A 19,110-nucleotide genomic window follows, 5' to 3' on the forward strand; every position below is an offset into this window, starting at 1 on the left:
CCCGATCCCCTGACCGGCTTTCAAACCCTTTACAGGCAAGGACCCTCGAGCGCCCATGACCATCTCCAATTCGATCCAGATCACCCCCGAACTGATTGCCTCCCACGGCCTCAAGCCGGATGAATATCAGCGCATTCTGGATCTGATCGGCCGCGAGCCTTCCTTTACCGAGCTCGGGATCTTCTCGGCCATGTGGAACGAACACTGCTCGTACAAATCCTCCAAGAAGTGGCTCCGCACGCTGCCGACAAAAGGTCCGCGCGTTATCCAGGGTCCAGGCGAAAATGCCGGCGTCGTTGATATCGATGACGGCGACTGCGTCGTCTTCAAGATGGAAAGCCACAACCACCCCTCCTACATCGAACCCTATCAGGGCGCTGCGACGGGCGTCGGCGGCATTCTGCGCGACGTCTTCACCATGGGCGCCCGCCCGGTCGCCGCCATGAACGCCCTGCGCTTTGGCGAGCCCGATCATCCGAAGACCCGCCACCTCGTCTCGGGCGTCGTCGCCGGCGTCGGCGGCTACGGCAACTCCTTCGGTGTTCCCACGGTCGGCGGCGAAGTCGAGTTCGACGCGCGCTACAACGGCAATATCCTGGTCAACGCCTTTGCGGCCGGCCTTGCCAAGTCCAACGCGATCTTCCTGTCGGAAGCCAAGGGCGTCGGCCTTCCCGTCGTCTATCTCGGCGCCAAGACCGGTCGTGACGGCGTCGGCGGCGCGACCATGGCGTCGGCCGAATTCGACGAATCGATCGAGGAGAAGCGCCCGACCGTTCAGGTCGGCGACCCCTTCACCGAAAAATGCCTGCTCGAAGCCTGCCTTGAACTGATGCAGACCGGCGCCGTCATCGCCATTCAGGACATGGGTGCGGCCGGCCTCACCTGCTCTGCCGTCGAAATGGGCGCCAAGGGCGACCTCGGCATCGAGCTCGAACTCGACAAGGTGCCGGTGCGCGAAGAGCACATGACCGCCTACGAAATGATGCTGTCGGAAAGCCAGGAGCGCATGCTCATGGTGCTGCAGCCGGAAAAGGAAGCGGTCGCCAAGGCGATCTTCGTCAAGTGGGGCCTGGATTTCGCCATCGTCGGCAAGACGACCGACGACCTGCGCTTCCGTGTCATCCATCAGGGCGAGGAAGTCGCCAACCTGCCGATCAAGGATCTCGGCGACCAGGCGCCGGAATATGACCGCCCGTGGCGCGAAGCCGACAAGCGCGCCGCCCTGCCCGCCGATCTCGTGGCCGCTCCGGAAAACTACGGTCAGGCGCTGCTGAAGCTGGTCGGCTCCGCCAACCAGTCCAGCCGCCGCTGGGTCTACGAACAGTACGATACGCTGATCCAGGGCAATTCGCTGCAGCTTCCCGGCGGCGACGCCGGCGTCGTCCGCGTCGAGGGGCATCCGACCAAGGCGCTCGCCTTCTCCTCCGACGTCACCCCGCGCTACGTCGAAGCCGATCCGTTCGAAGGCGGCAAGCAGGCGGTGGCGGAATGCTGGCGCAACATCACGGCAACCGGCGCCGAGCCTCTCGCCGCCACCGACAACCTGAACTTCGGCAATCCGGAAAAGCCTGAGATCATGGGCCAGTTCGTCGGCGCCATCAAAGGTATCGGCGAAGCCTGCCGTGCTCTCGATTTCCCGATCGTCTCGGGCAATGTCTCGCTCTACAATGAGACCAATGGCGTCGCGATCCTGCCGACCCCCACCATCGCCGGCGTCGGCCTGCTACCGGATTGGAAGGCGATGGCCCGCATCGGATCGGCATCGGAAGGCGATCACGTCATCATGATCGGCCTCGACGGCAGCCATCTCGGCTCGTCGATCTATCTGCGCGACATCCTTGGCTCGACCGATGGTCCGGCTCCGGAAGTTGACCTCTTTGCCGAACGCCGAAACGGCGATTTCGTCCGCTCCGCCATCCGGAACGGCCAGGTGACGGCCTGCCACGACATCTCGTCCGGCGGCCTTGCGCTGGCACTTGCCGAAATGGCGATGGCGTCCCGCAAGGGCCTGCGCATCGACCTCAGCGAGGGCCGCACCCTGCCGCACGCGGCGCTTTTCGGTGAGGATCAGGCACGTTACGTCATTGCTGTTCCAGCCGATGTCGCGGATTTCGTCTGCATCAACGCCGAAAGCGCCGGCGTGCCATTCCGCCGCCTCGGAACAGTCGGCGGCGACGCGCTTGCCATCGATGGCCTGTTAACGCTTCCGGTTGAACAGTTGCGCGAGGCGCATGAATCGTGGTTTCCTGCCTTCATGGACGGCAGCGCGCTCGCTGCCGCTGAATAATCGAGGTACCACTCATGCCCATGAACCCCGGCGATATCGAAGACATGATCAAGGCCGGCATTCCCGGCGCCAAGGTGACGATTCGCGACCTGGCCGGGGATGGCGATCATTACGCAGCAGAAGTTGTCGCGGAAGCTTTCCGCGGCAAGAGCCGCGTGCAGCAGCACCAGATGGTTTATGATGCCCTGAAGGGCAATATGGGCGGCGTTTTGCACGCCCTTGCGCTGCAGACTTCAGCGCCCGACTGAGAGCGCCTGCGCTTCCTCGCCGGAACTGAACGTCAGTTCCGGCAGCTTCTTGAATGAGAACTCCGCGAAATCCGAGGCCGGTAGCGGGCCGGCCGTCATCAGCGTGAAATCGAAGAAGGCCTTCACATCGGGACCGAGCACATATTGCCGGTGAACCCGCAGGAAATCGCGCTTGATCTTGGCATAATGCTTCGCGGTCAGCATCTGCTTGAAGCGGATGAGCAGAATCGAGGCTTGCGGGGCGTCCGGATGGCCGCAAACGGCCGCCGTCTTGGCCTTATAGAAATGGATCGCGTCGGTCAGACAGTGAACGTCGAGCCAGAAGATTTCCTTGCAGCGCGCAATCAGCCCCACGCGCGAACGCAGCACGGATGCCGGGCGCATAAGCGCGCATTGCAGGATGGCACTGCCTAGCGTGGTGAACACCACGCGCTTGCCCTGAAACAGGTCCGGCTCGCGCTCCAGCAACAGCCCGACCACATGAGCTGCCACGGACGAGCCCATGCTATGCGAGGAAATGACGAATTCATCGACGCCGGGTTCATCCAGAGCCTGACGCACGCTGATCGCGCTCGCCTCAAGCCATTGTTCAGCGCCAAGTTCGTTCAGCCCGGCCATAGCCACAGCCATCTCCCAGTCGGAAAAGAGATGCAGCGTATGCAGCTTCTCGGCCTGCGGCAGGAAGACGTAAATGAAGAAGGCGACCGCCAGCGCGATGCTGCCGATATGGCTCCAGGCCGGCAGCCCGAACAAGAACGGCGTAAACGCGATCAGCAGGCTGATCAGCAATCCCGCTAGCATCAACAGAAACGGAAAGATGAAGAACAGGCCGAAACGCCACGCATGACGGAAATAACCGACCATGCCACCCGACATGGCGACCTTGGAGGCAGCAAGATAACCCTGCATCAGCCGGGTGAAGAACGGTCTGCCGTTCAGCGTGGCCACGAGGTCGTTATGATCGACGACATGAATGCGACTTTGCGTGCTCCAATCGGCAGCGGTTGCGTCGACGTCGAAATAGGGCGCCCGACCGAAATTCTTCAGCTCCCCCACCGAAGTGGAAAAACCCCAGACGTCAGCACTCTGCCTCGCCGAACGCTCGTAACGGGCGCGATGGGCGGCAGCGTTCAACGGCTCGAAGCCAGGGAAGTGGAGAACCACCCTCTTCTTGATAGGATTCATATTGTAGTCTGTCCCCGGGGCGCCAGTAGCACGAATAACAACTGGAAATGGCCATGACCACGCCCTGCCGGCTTTTTCATGGCAACCCACCATAAATCATCCAAAAAACAAAAAGATAGGATCAAACACTCACAACCGCACGGTCCATGGGCGGCAACATGCCAACCTTCCCGGCCGCTACGGCAGCAGTATCGATGGATGCGAAAGTCCGGGATCACGCCTCATCAGCACTCCCGGCCGGGATATGGAGAGATGTCGGCACAAGGGTCGGCCGGTGGCGCCGTCATGATTTTCTCCACGATCGGCGGCATCGCCGGTTGCGGCGCCGGCGCAGTCGAAACGCGATAACCGAAGGCGATGCTCAGAACAAGCACGATAGCACTTACGGTTACGGTGCTGTTCAGGACGGAGGCTCTCGGCGTGCGAACATGCTCGTAATATTCCCGTTCGCCTTCGCTCGTATCCTCCGAGCTGTAAAATTCCCGCTCTTCACCAACCTGCCCGTCAGAATAGTGATGGTGGCTCATGGTGTCCGCTCCCTCAAAAATACGAATGCAATGCCGACAAGGGACCGATACGCGCCAAATCGCATCAATCGACGAACTCTAACAAACATACCGACCGCTTGTAAATTCAATAGCAGCCTAATATTAATCATCCCTTGCTTTTTAAATATGTGTGTTGTTCAAGCATGGAGTTGAAGAGGCGTTTTCAAAACGCACTGTTCAGAAATCATGTCCAATAAGGTGATTTCATCATCTTCCGTCGCCGCTGATGCCGGAAATCCATTCATGCGATGAAAAAGACGGCGCGTATGTTTTGCGGCTGGAAATCTTGCCAGCTGCTTGCTATTTAAGGGACACATGTAACGCTGCGGACCTTGACCCCGCGTGTGAAAGGAACTGGACAATGAGCGGCATTCAGGAATTCATCGCCAATGAAGTGAAGAACAACGACGTCGTTCTCTTCATGAAAGGCACGCCCCAGTTCCCGCAGTGTGGTTTCTCCGGCCAGGTGGTCCAGATTCTCGACTATATCGGCGTAGACTATAAGGGCATCAATGTCCTAGCCGACGCTGAAATCCGTCAGGGCATAAAGGACTATTCCAACTGGCCGACCATTCCGCAGCTTTACGTAAAGGGCGAATTCATCGGCGGCTGCGACATCGTTCGTGAAATGTTTCAGGCCGGCGAGTTGCAGCAACACCTTCAGGAACACGGCATCAGCGTTCGCGGCGCCGCCTGACCGGGCACCGGGCTCCCCGTCCGGTTTCCATAGTTCAATTTGATCGATAAGGCGCTGCCGGCGGGCGGCGCCCTTGACATGTTTATGGGAATAAAACCGTGACGACTTCATCCCAGGCCATGTCCCATGGGCAGCTACCCATGGGCAAACGTGAGTTCATCGCACTCGCGGCCTTCCTCATGGCGATTAATTCGCTCGCAATCGACATCATGCTTCCCGCGCTGCAGCAGATCGGCTCCAGCCTCGGTGTGATGAACGAGAATCACCGGCAATATGTGGTGACGGCCTATCTGATCGGATTCGGCTCGGCACAGCTCATCTACGGCCCCCTGTCGGATCGCTTCGGCCGCCGCAAGCCGCTCCTCGTCGGCATCATCATCTACGTGATTTCGGCATTCGGCATTGCCCTCATTCCCTCCTTCGCCGGACTGCTGGCGCTCCGCTTCATCCAGGGCCTCGGCTCGGCAGCGACCCGGGTCATCACGGTCTCCATCGTCCGCGACGTCTTCGGCGGCCGTCTGATGGCCGAAGTGATGTCGCTGATCATGATGGTCTTCATGATCGTTCCGGTCATCGCGCCCGGAAGCGGCCAGGTCATCATGCTCGTCAGCACCTGGCACATGATCTTCGTCTTCATCGGCACCATGGCGACGCTCGTCGGTGCCTGGATGTATTTCCGGCTTCCCGAGACGCTGAAGCCCGAAAATATCCGGCCCCTCACCGTCAGATCGGTCGCCTCAGGCTTCAAGATCGTTCTGACGGACCGGGTGGCGCTCTGTTATACCCTGGCGAGCACGTTCCTGTTCGGCGCGTTGTTCGGCTTCATCAATTCAGCCCAGCAGATCTACAACAACATCTACGGCCTCGGCGTCTATACGCCGCTGGCGTTCGGCGGCGTCGCGGCATTCATGGCCCTGTCATCCTTCGTCAACTCGCAGTTCGTCGGTCGGTTCGGCATGCGCCGGCTGTCGCATACGGCGCTGCTTGGCTTTGTCGCCATCACCTTCTGTTGGCTGCTGGTGCAGCTCTACGGGCCTGCACCGATGCCGTTCCCGCTGTTCATGGTCTTTTTCGCACTGGCCATGTTCCAGTTCGGCTGGATCGGTTCCAATTTCAACTCTCTCGCGATGGAGCCTCTGGGCCATGTCGCCGGCACAGCATCCTCCGTACTCGGCTTCATGAGCACGGTCGGCGGCGCATCGATTGGCGCCTGCATCGGGCAGTTTTACAATGGCACGGCAACGCCGATGGTCATCGGCTACTTCACCGTGTCCCTCATTGGCGTCGTCTTCGTGCTGATCGCCGAAAAGGGAAAGCTGTTCCGCCCGCACAATGCGCCGCCGCCAGCTGACCAATCCCTCGCTTTACATTGACAGGCATATTCGCATGACAACCCCGCCCCAATCACAACAGCCGGCGCAGTCCGGCTCCAGCCGCATCGGCCTCGGCATCGTGGAATTCATCCTCACGATCGCCCTGATGACGGCCAGCATCTCGATGGGCATCGACAGCATGCTGCCGGCGCTGCCGAATATCGGCCAGTCGCTGCACGTCGCCAATCCGAATGACACGCAGCTGGTCATCGGCGTCTATTTCCTCGGCTTCGGCATCTGCCAGCTGTTCTTCGGCAGCCTGTCGGATACTTATGGCCGGCGATACATCCTGCTCGGCGGCTTGGCCTTCTATACCGTGACACTGTTTGCGGCGGCCTGGAGCGGCAGCCTGTTTGCCTTGCTCGCCATGCGCTTTGCGCAGGGCGTCGGCGCCGCGGCCGTGCGTATCACCACACTTGCCATCGTGCGCGATTGCTTCGGCGGCCGCGAAATGGCCCGCGTCATGTCCTATGTCATGATCGTCTTCATGATCATGCCGATGGTCGCCCCCTTCGTCGGCCAGATGATCGTTGCCTATTCGAACTGGCAATGGATCTTCATCCTGCTCGGCATCGCCAGCGCCGGCCTCTTCCTCATCGCCTTCTTCCGCATGAAGGAGACGCTGCCCGTCGAAGAACGCCTGCCGCTTTCGGTCGCTTCCGTGCTGTCCGGCTTCAAGACCGTGCTGACCAACCGCATCACCTGCGGTTACATGATCGGCCTGACGCTCTACACCGGCGTCATCTGCGCCTACATCGTCTCCGTGCAGCAGGTCTTCGGCGAAGTCTATGGCCTCGGGGACACATTCCCTATCGCCTTTGCGGCAACCGCGGCCGGCACGGCCGTTGCGCAATTTGCGAATGGCTATTTCGTCCGCAGCTTCGGCATGCGCCGCATTTCGCACGCCGCCATGATCGTCTTCACCGTTCTCGGCGCTATCGGTTATGTCGTCGGCATGTTCGGCCAGCCGAGCTTCACCTTCATCTACGTGCTGATCTCGGTCATGCTGATGATGTTCGCCGTCATCACCACCAATTGCATGGCGATCAGCCTGGAGCCGATGGGGCACCTGGCGGGGACAGCCGCCGCCATCACCAGCTCGATCTCCACCACGGTCGGCGTCCTCATCGGCGGTGTCGTCGGCCAGATGTTCGATGGCACGGCGCAGCCGTTGATGGCTGGCTTCACTATATTCGGCGTGCTGTCGATCCTGGCAACGCTTTGGGCGGAGCGCGGCAAGCTCTTCACCCATCCCGGCGATACGCCGGCGCTGGAGCCCGGCATGGGGCACGTCTAAACGACGTGCCTGCCCTTCTTATGCACCGCTGCGCGGCCGACTGACCCAGCGCAGCGCGGCGGCAATAGCAAGGCCGAACAGAGGCCACATCGCCCAGGGCGTGCCGTGCCAGGTGAAAAGATTGATCATGACGAGACCGATGCCAGTGATGACAAGGCCGGCAATCGCCATATCGATCTGTCTGTTGCTGCGAACGTAGCGGAACGCCGCGCCCCACAGAATGGCAAGTATGGGCCATTTTGCCCAGAATTCCCCATCCCAGCTCAGGCCGTTGAGTAAGGCAAGACCGATGCAGACGACAAGCGGCGCGGCATAGCTCCGGCGCCAGTCTTGCAGAGCGGGTTCCTGCGCCACCGGCTCAGGCGCACGCGTTGGGCCTGGAGCCGGTCCCGGGGCCGAACGGGAGTCGGATGTGGTATCGACAACCTGCACGCCGCCGATCCGCACCGCATAACTCGGCACGCCACCTTCGATGTTCTTGACGTCGAGCTGGCCAAGGAAATCGAACCCGACCGCCACCTTGTTGCGGACCTGGTCATACACCGTGCTGGAAATGACGATGCCGCCCGGAGCCGCGCGCGATTGCAGCCGGGCGGCAATATTGACGCCGTCACCATAGAGATCGTCGCCATCGGCGATCACGTCGCCGAGATTGAGCCCGATGCGAAAGAGCATCTTCTTGTCGGGATCGGTTACCGCATTGTAGCCGGCGAGCTCATTCTGCGTGTCGATCGCCGCGCGCACGGCTTCGACGACGCTCGGAAATTCCGCGAAGACACCGTCACCCCAGGTGTTGACCACTCGGCCGCCATGCGCTTCGATCAACCGCTTCATCGCATCTCGGTAGCGCCGGAGGGTCGATAACGTGCCCTCCTCGTCCTTCCCCATAAGACGCGTATAATCCTGCACATCGGCGCAGAAGATGGTGGTCAGCTTACGGCTCGTTTCGGACATCGACCTCATCCCGACGGCAGGCGCTCACCGAGGCTCCTGCCTGATGCCAAGAAGATAGCCTTCCCACTGCCACTTTCCAAGTGGCAGTGCTGGCTTTCAGGTCACGCCGCTCACCTTAGATGGTGAAGACCTCACGCCGCAGCAGCTCCCAGGTATCCTTATCCACGGCCATCAACAACCCGCCGTCGAGATGGTGCGGCAGATAGGGCGAACCGTCGAAACGACGGACATAGGCGCCGGCTTCGGCTGAAATCAGCGATCCCGCCAGATGGTCCCAGGGCATCAGCTTGTTGTACATGAGATAGTGCACATAGCCGCCGGCGAGCGTGCGGTATTCATGCGCCGCGCATCGATAGCAGGTCGTGTAGCGCACCTTGGCGAGATTGCCCATGATCTCGGCGCGCTTTTCCTTGGGCAGAAAGCCTGTTGCCGCCATGCCGACCAGCTCTTCCAACGGAACCGGCTGACCCACCTTGAGACGCAGCGTTTCGCCATCCGGCCGGCGCAGCCATGCGCCGCTGCCGCGTTCAGCGAGTACCCAGTCGTCGCCCATCGGATCGAAGATAATGCCGGCAACGGTCTCGCCCTTCGACACGACCGAAGCCATGACACCGAAGGCGGGAATACCAGCGGCAAAGTTGAACGTGCCGTCGACAGGATCGACGATGATGGCGAGATCGGCATCCGCGAGCTTCGTCAATAGCGAGGGATCGGCGGCAACCGATTCCTCACCGATGAACAGCGCCTCCGGCCAGAGCCGCGCAACCTCGGCCTTGATCATGCGCTCAGCACGCTCGTCGGCTTCCGTTACCAGATCCGTGGCCTCACTCTTGGCACGGACGTCGTCGCTGCCCAGCCTGCGGAAACGCGGCAAGATCTCCGTCTGTGCCGCGCGGCGCAGCACATGAGCAAGCGTGGTAACGTCAACGAGCGATGTCATGCTTTTTCCTTTCGCGTCAGGCGCCGATGATCTCGCGGCGGATCACCCGCCAGCTCTCCTCATCCGGCGCAGAAATAATGCCGCCCGTCGTTTCGCCGGGTCGATAGGGCGTGCCGTCGAATTTGGCGGTATAGCCGCCAGCTTCCTGATGCGCCAGCACGCCGGCAAGATGATCCCATGGCATCAGCTTGGAATGGCCGATGAAATGCCATTTCCCCGATGCGACCATCCAATATTCGTAAGCCGAGCAATTAACTGAAAAAACCATACGGGTCTTCGACAGATTGCCGCAGATGCGCGATCGATCCGGCTCGTCCATATGGCCCCAGGATATCGCACCGGTCATGGCGCTGAGGGGTACGGGAGCGGCAACGGCAAGCCGCCTCGCCTGCCCTGTTTGCCGGCGCAGAAACGTGCCGCCGCCCTTCATGGCAGTCAGAGTGTCGCCGAGCACGGGATCATGGATGATACTGGCGATCGTCTCACCATTGGCGATGACGGCCACTATCGTCCCGAATACGGGCAGGCCGGCCGCGAAATTGAACGTGCCATCCACCGGATCGATGGTGAAAGCGAGTTCAGCATGCGCCAGCGCCGGCACGACGGACTTGTCGGCCTCATAGGCCTCCTCGCCCACGATGACGGCCTTTGGAAAACGTGCCCTTAGCGCCGCGGTGATATGCCGTTCGGCAAGAAGATCTGCCTCGGTCACAAGGTCGATAGCCGAGGTCTTTTCCGATACGTCGCCATCCTCCAGATTGCGGAAGCGTGGCATGATCTCCTTTGCCGCCGCTTCGGCAACGATCATCATCACATAGTCGAAATCGGTATCGGAGAAAGTCATCGGAGGCCTCTGATTTGAAAGGGCCTCCTCTTATGCCCGATTCGATGACGGCGGTGTGGCAAAAGCGCTGAATTTAGGCCGGATCGCTGGAAGATCTCTGTGTCATCAAACCAGCGAAATCAAAGAGTTTCGGGTCGAGCAGATGCGACGGGTTCACATGCGCCAGCGCGCGCAGCATCGTATCCTTGCGGCCGGGCATACGGCGCTCGATATCGGCGAGCATGTCCTTCATGGCGTTGCGCTGCAAACCGTCCTGCGAGCCGCAAAGGTCGCAGGGAATGATCGGAAACTGCATGGCCGCCGCAAACTTCGCGAGATCGTCCTCCGCCGCATAGGCGAGCGGACGCAGCAGCATCAGGTCGCCTTCGTCATTGAGCAGCTTCGCCGGCATGGAGGCCAAGCGACCGCCATGGAAGAAGTTCATGAAGAAGGTCTCGAGAATATCCTCGCGGTGATGGCCGAGCACCAGCGCGTCGCAACCTTCCTCGCGGGCGATACGATAGAGATTGCCGCGACGCAGGCGCGAACAGAGCGAACAGTAGGTTGCCCCCTCCGGCACCTTCTCCTTCACGATCGAATAGGTGTCGCGATACTCGATGCGATGAGTGACGCCGATCTTCGTCAGATAGTCCGGCAGAACGTGTTTCGGAAAATTCGGCTGGCCCTGGTCGAGATTGCAGGCAACCAGCTCCACCGACAGCAGGCCGCGCCATTTGAGATCGAGCAGCAGCGCCAGCAGCCCATAGGAATCCTTACCACCGGAAAGGCCGATGAGCCAGCGCTTCTGGCCCTTCAGCATCTGGAAGTCTTCCATGGCCTGACGGACCTGCCGCAACAGGCGCTTGCGCAGCTTGTTGAAGGAAACGGATCGCGGCGCATCGGAAAACATCGGATGAACGGCAGAGCCGCCATCTTCGGCCTCGATATCGATGTCGTCTTTCACTGTCGTCGCGATATTCATTCCGTCATTCCTTGCATATCGCCACGCTGATAGCAGAAAGCGCGGCAAGAAGACATGGGCATCAATCGCCGAATACGGACCAGCCCGTGCGCGCCGCCAGCATCTCCAGCGCCACCGCACCGAGCTGCGAATTTCCGACCTCGTTCAAGCCCGGCGACCAGGCGGCGATCGAACCGATGCCCGGCGCCACGGCCAGGATGCCGCCGCCGACACCGCTCTTGCCGGGCAGGCCGACATGATAGGCAAAGTCGCCGGAGCCATCATAGTGGCCGCACATCAGCATTAGCGCATTGATGCGCCGCGCCCGCTTCGGCGACACGACGGAATGGCCGGTGATCGGATTGCTGCCACGCGCGGCAAGATAAAGCCCCGCCCTGGCAAGCTGCTGGCAACTCATGGAAAGCGCGCATTGATGGAAATAGACGCCGAGCACATGCTCGACCGGATGATGGATATTGCCGTAGGCACGCATGAAATTGGCGAGCGCAAAATTGCGATAGCCCGTCTGCGTTTCTGAGCGCGCTACCTTCTCGTCGATGCTGATCGTGTCGTCGTCGGCCACATAGCGTACGAAGCGCAGCAGCTCGCCGATTGCCTCGCGCGGCTCATGTCCCGCTAAAACGACATCGCTGACGGCAATCGCGCCGGCATTGATGAAAGGGTTGCGCGGTATCCCCTCTTCCCGCTCCAGCTGGACGATGGAGTTGAAGGCCGTGCCCGATGGTTCGCGTCCCACCCGCTTCCAGAGGCTTTCCCCGACCTTGCCGAGCGCGAGCGTCAGCATGAAGACCTTGGAGATACTCTGGATGGAGAAGGGAACCGCAGCATCTCCGACGCAGTAGACATCGCCGCCGACCGTGGCGATCGCCATGCCGAACTGCTTCGGATCGATCTTTGCGAGTTCCGGAATATAATCGGCAACCTTGCCTTCACCGATCCGCGGCGAAAGCTCCGTATGAATGCCGTCGAGAATTGCCTGCAAATCCGTCATGAGGCGCTCCAAAGACAAAAAAGCCGCTCGAACCGAGCGGCTTTTCATTCATCAAGAAAGTTATCCGCTTATTAACGCGAATAGAATTCGACGACCAGATGCGGTTCCATGACGACGGCGTAAGGCACGTCGGAGAGAGCCGGAACGCGAGCGAAGGTCGCAACCATCTTGTTGTGGTCGGCTTCGATGTAGTCCGGAACGTCGCGCTCAGCGAGCGAAACCGATTCCAGAACCGTTACGAGCTGCTTGGACTTTTCGCGAACTTCGATAACGTCGCCAGCCTTGCAGCGGTACGAACCGATGTTGACGCGAACGCCGTTGACCGTGACGTGGCCGTGGTTGACGAACTGACGGGCAGCGAAGACCGTCGGAACGAACTTGGCGCGGTAGACGATCGCGTCGAGGCGCGATTCGAGCAGGCCGATCAGGTTTTCCGAGGTGTCGCCCTTGCGGCGGTCAGCTTCAGCGAAGATGGCGCGGAACTGCTTCTCGCGCAGGTCGCCATAGTAGCCCTTCAGCTTCTGCTTGGCGCGCAGCTGCACACCGAAGTCCGAAAGCTTGCCCTTGCGGCGCTGGCCGTGCTGGCCCGGGCCGTATTCGCGACGGTTAACCGGGGACTTCGGGCGGCCCCAGATGTTTTCGCCCATACGGCGGTCGATTTTGTACTTGGACGATTCGCGCTTGCTCATCGCATTTCCTTTCAAAGTGTTATGGCGGCCCGTTGCCGAACCGCGAAGGAAACACGCCCTCCTCTGAACTCCGTTTTCGAGCTCTGACAGGCTTCTCACGTTAGCGAACGGAGGAAGCCACGGGACATGTCAAATGAAACACCGGACATTTCTGCCCGGCGTTGGCGCGGTCTGTAAGGGGTTGTCATGGAATTGTCAACAGCGCCGGACGCGCTTTGCCGGGAATATGACAGCTATTCCGCCGCCGCCTGCTCGCCGGCATCGAGATCGGGCGCATTGGCATCGCCTGGTGTCGTCTGGCATCCCATATCCGGGAAGGCAACGATGCGCTTGCCGGAGAAATCCGTGTGAACGACGACGCTGCCCTGCTCCTCGAAATAGCTGAGGAGACGGCGCGCACGACGGGCCGAATGGGTGCCGTAGGCGCGGGCGATACGCGCGTCGGACGGGCATGGCTCGCCGCTGATGGCGGCCTTCGCCAGCATCAGGAAGACGCCCTGCAGATCGTCGGTGACGCTGGAGGAAAGCGCGAGCGCCATTGCCCATTGCTCTGTCGCCATGATCTCTTCGTCGGCACCGGACCGCGTAATCGCCACGCGGCGCCGGAATTCCGAAAGACTCATCGGCGAACCGGGAACGCGGCGCATGCGCAACCGCACGAGAAACTCCTGATACAGCACCGAATCCGTGCGGAAGCCGGAGGCTGGATCGTCAAGGATCTCCGAGAGCACGGCGCTGACCCTGGCCTCGCGATCCTCGCTCGATAGTTCCGGTTGGCTGACCTTCGGCTCTGCAGGTGCAGGGCTTGCTGCCGGCACGGAACGGGAAAGCTCGGCAAGAATATCGGTCGTCGGACGTGGCGCCGGCGTGGTACGGCGAACGATGGGGCGCGTGAATTCTTCCGGGTCCGGCGTGAAGATCAGATCCTCGACATCTTGCGGCGCGTCCGGTAGCGGCATCAGCTTCGGACTGGAAGAGCGCGCCGATGTCTCCACCGTGCCGATCACGATCGGCAGCGGCCGGCGCGAGAGTGCAGGCCCGAGGGCGACGAAATTGCCGCGCTTCAGGTCGCGGAACATCTCCGCCTGCCTGCGGTCCATGCCGAGCAAGTCAGCGGCGCGGGCCATGTCGATATCGAGGAAAGTACGGCCCATCAGGAAGTTGGAAGCTTCCGCTGCCACGTTCTTGGCAAGCTTCGCCAGGCGCTGCGTGGCGATGACGCCGGCAAGGCCGCGCTTTCGGCCGCGGCACATCAGATTGGTCATGGCGCCGAGCGACATCTTGCGCGCATCTTCCGAGACGTCGCCGGCAACCGAAGGCGCGAACATCTGCGCCTCGTCGACCACGACCAGAACCGGATACCAGAATTCGCGATCGGCATCGAACATGCCATTGAGAAAGGCGGCGGCGGCGCGCATCTGCTGCTCGATATCCAGCCCTTCCAGCGTCAGCACGCAGGAAACGCGATGCTGGCGGATACGGTTGGCAATACCGGCGAGTTCCGCCTCCGTGCGCTCGCCGTCAACGACCACATGCCCGAACTTGTCGGCCAGCGTGACGAAATCGCCTTCGGGATCGATGATGACCTGCTGCACCCACTGTGCGGATTGCTCCAGCAGCCGCCGCAGCAGGTGCGATTTTCCGGAGCCGGAATTGCCCTGTACCAGGAGACGCGTCGCCAGCAGCTCCTCGATATCGAGCTGGGCGCTGGTCCCGCCGGACGCCGTTCCCATGTCGATGCCGACCTGCAATGCACTTCCCCTATGAGCAAGAATCAAATGTGGATGCGTCCCATCTTTCTGAAAGGACGCGCCTCCGTCTAGCAAAGATTTCCAAGCTTCGCGCCCGCGGATTGAAAAAACCCACAGGCGATTGCGAGATCTATCTGAAGCGCAGATTGGCCCGCGACAGCTCGCTGACCGAGGTGCAGCCCATCAGCTTCATGTCGCGCTCGACTTCCGTTCGCAGATGCCGGAGCGCCCGCTCCACGCCTGCCTGACCCGCAGCGGCAAGCGGATAGAGATAGAAGCGGCCGAGACCGACAGCCTTGGCGCCGAGCGACAGCGCCTTCAGCACATGCGTGCCGCGCTGGATGCCGCCGTCCATCATCACATCGATGCGATGACCGACAGCGTCGACGATCTCGGCCAGCTGATCGAACGCGGAGCGTGAGCCATCCAGCTGCCGCCCGCCATGATTTGAAAGCACGATGCCGGTGCATCCGATATCGACGGCGCGCTTGGCATCCTCGACCGACATGATGCCCTTCAGGCAGAACTGCCCATTCCAGTGCTTCACCATCTCGGCGACGTCGTTCCAGTTCATCGATGGATCGAGCATCTCGGTAAAATACTTGCCGATCGACATCGCGCCGCCGCTCATATCCACATGCTCGTCGAGCTGCGGCAGGCGGAATTTCTCGTGCGTGACGTAATTCAGCGCCCAGGCCGGCTTGATGGCAAACTGGGTGAGACCCGCGAGATTGAGTTTGAACGGGATGGAAAAACCGGTACGAAGATCACGCTCGCGATTGCCACCGGTGATGCTGTCCACCGTCAGCATCATGACGTTGACGCCGGCTTCCTTCGCCCGCTCCATCATCGCCCGGTTCAGCCCGCGATCCCTGTGGAAATAGAACTGATAGACCTGCGGCCCCGCATGCTTCTTGCGGATTTCCTCGAGGCTGACGGTGCCGAGCGAGGAGACGCCGAACATGGTTCCAAGCGAGGAGGCTGCGGCAGCAACCGCGTTCTCGCCCTGGTGATGAAACAGCCGCTGCAGGGCCGTCGGCGAGCAATAGAACGGCGTCGCGAGCTTTTGTCCCATGACGGTGACAGACATGTCGATCTCGCTGACCCCGCGCAGAACGTTGGGAACGAGATCGCAGCTTTCGAAGCTCGACGTATTCCGCCGCAGCGTTACCTCGTCGTCGGCAGCACCATCGATATAATTGAAGATCGGGCCGGGAAGACGCTTTTTCGCGAGAAGACGAAAATCATGGAAGTTGTGGCACTCACGCAGACGCATGGCTGACCTCGGCATTCTCAAAAGACATCAACTATCGAACTCCCAATAAGCAGCCATCCAGCTCGGCTTCAACTAAAGCCGGTGCAGGCGGGCCTCCCATTTGTAAAGCAGATCCGGCTCCTTCTCCTCATTGCCTGCCCCGTCCGACTCGTCAACCACGAAGAAGCCGTGCTTTTCGTAAAAACGGCGCGCCGGCTCATTTCTCTGGAAAGACCAGAGCGACAGCACCGGATAGGTCGATTTGGCGATATCGAGCAGGCGGCTGCCGATACCGCGCCGCTGCGCCTCGGGCAGAACATAGAGCTGGTCGACCCAATCCTTCAGAAAAGCGATGACGCCGACGAGGCGGCCGCCCTCCTCCGCACCCCAGATCTCGCAATCCTTGTAGACGACGGCGGTCCAGAAGCCGACATCCTCTTCCGGCGTATGAACCCCGGCGAGCGTCGGCAGCCTTTCGTTGAAGGACGCACGATGGACGGCCGCAGCAGCAGGCATGTCCGCGAGATCGAGTTTACGCAATGAAATCTTGTCAGTCATTCGTCAAGCCTTGAGCCCAAAGCCCTGCATCAGCCGGCGGGTTGGGAAATCCGGCGCACCGGAGGTGAACACCGCAAAGTCGAAATTGTCGGGATGGACGGCGTCGGCAACCTGCGGCACTAGGCTGCGGGCACGCCTTGCGATCGCCTCGGCCGGATCGAGCCAATCGACCGGCCAGGGCGCAAGCCTGCGGAAAATATTGGCCATGAACGGATAATGCGTGCAGGCAAGCACGACGATATCGGTCTTGCGGCCATCCATCTCGACGAAACACTGCTCGACCTCGGTCAAGACAGCTTCGTCGTCGACGACATCGCCGCGAATATAGGCTTCCGCAAGACGCGCAAGGTTCTGCGATCCGACGAGCCGGACATGGCATTGTGTCGCGAAGGACTGGATCAGATCGCGCGTATAGGCGCGCTTGACCGTGCCCGGCGTTGCCAGCACCGAGACCAGGCCCGAACGGGTCCGCTCCGCCGCCGGTTTGATGGCCGGCACGGTGCCGACGAACGTCATTTGCGGAAAGGCGGCGCGCAGATCGGCGCCGGCAAGGGTAAACGCCGTGTTGCAAGCGATAATGCAGACTTCCGGATCATATTGCGCGAGCAACTTTGCGAAGAGGTCGACGATCCGCTCTCTCAGCGCCGGTTCCTCCCAATTGCCATAGGGAAAACCGGCATCGTCGGCGATGTAGATGAAACCGCGTTCCGGCATCAGCACGCGCGCTTCGCGCAGCACGGTCAAACCGCCGATGCCTGAATCGAACACCAGAACCGGTTTCAGCTCATTCGTCGCTGCTGTCATCGCTGGTGGTTTCCTTGGGAGCTTTCGAGGGGCGCGGGTGCGAACCGCTGCCGCGCGGAGACTTCCGCGTGAAGCGGTCGAGAGAAGAGATCACCCCGCGCAAGACACTGATTTCCTGTTCGGTAAACGCCCGGCGCGAGAGGACGGCCCTGAGATTGTCGACCATTTTCGGCTTTTTCCCGGCGGGATGGAAATAATTGCGGGCATCCAGCGCCTCTTCCAGCTGCTCGAAAAGCCCGAAGAGCTGCTCCTTCGTCGAAGGCCGCTGCTCTAGCGCCTGGAATGGTACTTCCCCCAGATCTTCCATGCCCGATTTCATCCACTCATAGGACATCAGGAGCACAGCCTGGGCTATATTCAGCGAGGCGAAGGCCGGATTGACCGGAAAGGTGACGATCTCGTCGGCCAGCGCCACTTCCTCGTTCGTCAAGCCCCAGCGCTCGCGGCCGAAGAGAATGCCGGTGCCCTCGCCCGCCTTGAATTTTGTACGGAGCGTTTCCGCCGCAACGACAGGCGACCGCACCGGCTTGTAGCCATCCCGCTCGCGCGCCGTCGTCGCATAGACGAAATTCAGATCCGCGATTGCCTGCTCCAGCGTCTCGTAGACCTTCGTCGCCTCGATGATGTGATCCGCCTTAGAGGCCGTCGCCTGCGCCCTTTCGTTCGGCCAGCCATCGCGAGGATTGACAAGGCGCAACTCCACGAGCCCGAAATTCGCCATGGCGCGCGCCACCATACCGATATTCTCGCCCATCTGCGGCTCGACCAGAATAATGGCCGGCCCTTCGGCCAGAAGTGGACGTTCGCTGTTCGTGCCTGCCATGATGCCTAATCTCCGCGCGCGAGCCCGGTCGCGCCAATTCGAGCATGATTGCTGAAAAGTGTCAGCGGCTTTCGGACGACATCATGCTCTATTTCCCTGATTCCGGAGCCAATAGCGAGACACCGGCCGATCGGCAAGGTTTTTACGCATAAGCCGCGGAATGAACCGCGCCCAATTTATTGCGGATTGGCCGGTTTCTGCTGATCGGACGGCTGCTGCGTTTGGTCTGACGGCTGTTGCTGCTGTTGTTTGACGAGATCCTGCATCACGCTCTTCAGCGAACTCGGATTGCCGTTGTCGTCAGTGGTGATGATGTCGTCCACGACGGGTTTTCCGCCCTCTTCGATGACTTCGAAACGCACCGTGCTCGTCTTCTGATAATCCGCATCCGAGCCCATGCAGGTGGATTTCTTGAAGGTCGCCAGCACCTCGGTCACATTGTTCTTGGGCGACTGTGCGGCGATCTTCACATCTTCGAGCGGACACGCATCCTGTGCATTGACGATGACGTCATAGTCGAAAGGCGAGATACCGTCCTCGTCGGCAGCAGGAAATTGCGCTGCCGCCTGATACTTCGCCCCGAAATCCTTGCTGTAGATTTCGTTCAGCTTGCTCTCGTCGAAAATATCCTGCCAGTCGCTGTCACCGCCTGCCCAATTGGACACGGTCGCATCCATGATGGCCTTGACCGGTGTCGTCGCATCGGCCGCAAGCGCCGGATGTGCGCCAAGGGAGAATTGAAAGAGCGTGAAGGCAAGCGCGGATGCGGCAAATTTCTGCATGGCGTGATTCCGTGACAACAGGCAAAACCTGCGCGACATTAGCCCCATCAACCGCTTTGGCAATGGCCTCACCGTAAAATGCTGACGATGTCACAAATGATCAAAAACACGGCGTCCGGGGGC

19 protein-coding genes are annotated in these 19,110 nt (G+C 60.7%); 5 read left to right on the forward strand and 14 right to left on the reverse strand.

The window, feature by feature from the left end; all coding sequences use genetic code 11:
* The first annotated feature begins 55 nt into the window (after positions 1-55).
* The gene (purL, locus tag BJ928_RS24550; protein ID WP_047633134.1) at positions 56-2,287 is read left to right on the forward strand and encodes a phosphoribosylformylglycinamidine synthase subunit PurL; all 2,232 of its coding nucleotides are present in this window, start codon (positions 56-58) and stop codon (positions 2,285-2,287) included.
* A gap of 14 nt (positions 2,288-2,301) precedes the next feature.
* Entirely contained in the window at positions 2,302-2,535 is a 234-nt protein-coding gene (locus tag BJ928_RS24555) for a BolA family transcriptional regulator (RefSeq protein WP_004108912.1), read from the forward strand.
* Here BJ928_RS24555 and BJ928_RS24560 read toward each other — a convergent pair.
* Positions 2,521-3,720: a membrane protein gene (locus BJ928_RS24560; RefSeq protein WP_047633132.1), complete on the reverse strand. Its 1,200-nt coding sequence runs from the start codon at positions 3,718-3,720 to the stop codon at positions 2,521-2,523. The two genes, BJ928_RS24555 and BJ928_RS24560, sit on opposite strands and share 15 nt — an antisense overlap.
* 224 nt (positions 3,721-3,944) lie before the next feature.
* A complete protein-coding gene (locus BJ928_RS24565; RefSeq protein ID WP_047633130.1) occupies positions 3,945-4,247 on the reverse strand; it encodes a hypothetical protein in 303 nt (100 codons plus the stop codon).
* A gap of 382 nt (positions 4,248-4,629) precedes the next feature.
* On the opposite strand from BJ928_RS24565, the gene grxD reads away from it, so the two are divergent.
* From grxD to BJ928_RS24580, 3 genes are all read left to right on the forward strand, one after another.
* Positions 4,630-4,965, forward strand: coding sequence for a Grx4 family monothiol glutaredoxin (gene grxD / locus BJ928_RS24570; protein ID WP_047633128.1), 336 nt, complete (start codon positions 4,630-4,632; stop codon positions 4,963-4,965).
* Between the two features lie 140 nt (positions 4,966-5,105).
* The gene (locus BJ928_RS24575) at positions 5,106-6,338 is read left to right on the forward strand and encodes a multidrug effflux MFS transporter (protein WP_047633126.1); all 1,233 of its coding nucleotides are present in this window, start codon (positions 5,106-5,108) and stop codon (positions 6,336-6,338) included.
* Between the two features lie 13 nt (positions 6,339-6,351).
* Positions 6,352-7,635, forward strand: coding sequence for a multidrug effflux MFS transporter (locus BJ928_RS24580; RefSeq protein WP_047633237.1), 1,284 nt, complete (start codon positions 6,352-6,354; stop codon positions 7,633-7,635).
* 18 nt (positions 7,636-7,653) lie between these two features.
* Here BJ928_RS24580 and BJ928_RS24585 read toward each other — a convergent pair whose 3' ends face one another.
* The 12 genes from BJ928_RS24585 to BJ928_RS24640 form a co-directional block, all read right to left on the reverse strand.
* A complete protein-coding gene (locus BJ928_RS24585) occupies positions 7,654-8,589 on the reverse strand; it encodes an adenylate/guanylate cyclase domain-containing protein (RefSeq protein WP_047633124.1) in 936 nt (311 codons plus the stop codon).
* Between the two features lie 115 nt (positions 8,590-8,704).
* Positions 8,705-9,529, reverse strand: coding sequence for an inositol monophosphatase family protein (locus BJ928_RS24590; RefSeq protein ID WP_047633122.1), 825 nt, complete (start codon positions 9,527-9,529; stop codon positions 8,705-8,707).
* A 16-nt stretch (positions 9,530-9,545) separates the two neighbouring features.
* Positions 9,546-10,373: an inositol monophosphatase family protein gene (locus BJ928_RS24595; protein ID WP_047633120.1), complete on the reverse strand. Its 828-nt coding sequence runs from the start codon at positions 10,371-10,373 to the stop codon at positions 9,546-9,548.
* A gap of 73 nt (positions 10,374-10,446) precedes the next feature.
* Positions 10,447-11,334: a tRNA 2-thiocytidine(32) synthetase TtcA gene (gene ttcA / locus BJ928_RS24600; RefSeq protein WP_047633118.1), complete on the reverse strand. Its 888-nt coding sequence runs from the start codon at positions 11,332-11,334 to the stop codon at positions 10,447-10,449.
* Positions 11,335-11,395: 61 nt separating this feature from the next.
* Positions 11,396-12,325 (reverse strand): glutaminase, encoded by a 930-nt coding sequence (locus BJ928_RS24605; protein ID WP_047633116.1) that lies wholly within the window; start codon positions 12,323-12,325, stop codon positions 11,396-11,398.
* A gap of 71 nt (positions 12,326-12,396) precedes the next feature.
* Positions 12,397-13,014, reverse strand: coding sequence for a 30S ribosomal protein S4 (gene rpsD / locus BJ928_RS24610; protein WP_047633114.1), 618 nt, complete (start codon positions 13,012-13,014; stop codon positions 12,397-12,399).
* Positions 13,015-13,247: 233 nt separating this feature from the next.
* Entirely contained in the window at positions 13,248-14,765 is a 1,518-nt protein-coding gene (locus BJ928_RS24615; protein ID WP_047633112.1) for an ATP-binding protein, read from the reverse strand.
* A gap of 130 nt (positions 14,766-14,895) precedes the next feature.
* A complete protein-coding gene (locus tag BJ928_RS24620; RefSeq protein WP_047633110.1) occupies positions 14,896-16,041 on the reverse strand; it encodes an alpha-hydroxy acid oxidase in 1,146 nt (381 codons plus the stop codon).
* Positions 16,042-16,113: 72 nt separating this feature from the next.
* Positions 16,114-16,578 (reverse strand): GNAT family N-acetyltransferase, encoded by a 465-nt coding sequence (locus BJ928_RS24625; RefSeq protein ID WP_047633108.1) that lies wholly within the window; start codon positions 16,576-16,578, stop codon positions 16,114-16,116.
* Between the two features lie 3 nt (positions 16,579-16,581).
* On the reverse strand, positions 16,582-17,382 hold the full coding sequence (murI, locus tag BJ928_RS24630) for a glutamate racemase (protein ID WP_047633107.1): 801 nt from the start codon (positions 17,380-17,382) through the stop codon (positions 16,582-16,584).
* Complete coding sequence (locus BJ928_RS24635; RefSeq protein WP_047633105.1) at positions 17,363-18,205, reverse strand: RNA methyltransferase; 843 nt, start codon at positions 18,203-18,205, stop codon at positions 17,363-17,365. The genes murI and BJ928_RS24635 overlap by 20 nt, the downstream gene beginning before the upstream one ends.
* Positions 18,206-18,381: 176 nt before the next feature.
* Positions 18,382-18,987, reverse strand: coding sequence for a hypothetical protein (locus BJ928_RS24640; protein ID WP_047633104.1), 606 nt, complete (start codon positions 18,985-18,987; stop codon positions 18,382-18,384).
* Between the last annotated feature and the right edge of the window lie 123 nt (positions 18,988-19,110).

The organism is Rhizobium sp. WW_1 (assembly GCF_003610155.1).
GTDB lineage: Bacteria > Pseudomonadota > Alphaproteobacteria > Rhizobiales > Rhizobiaceae > Rhizobium > Rhizobium tropici_A.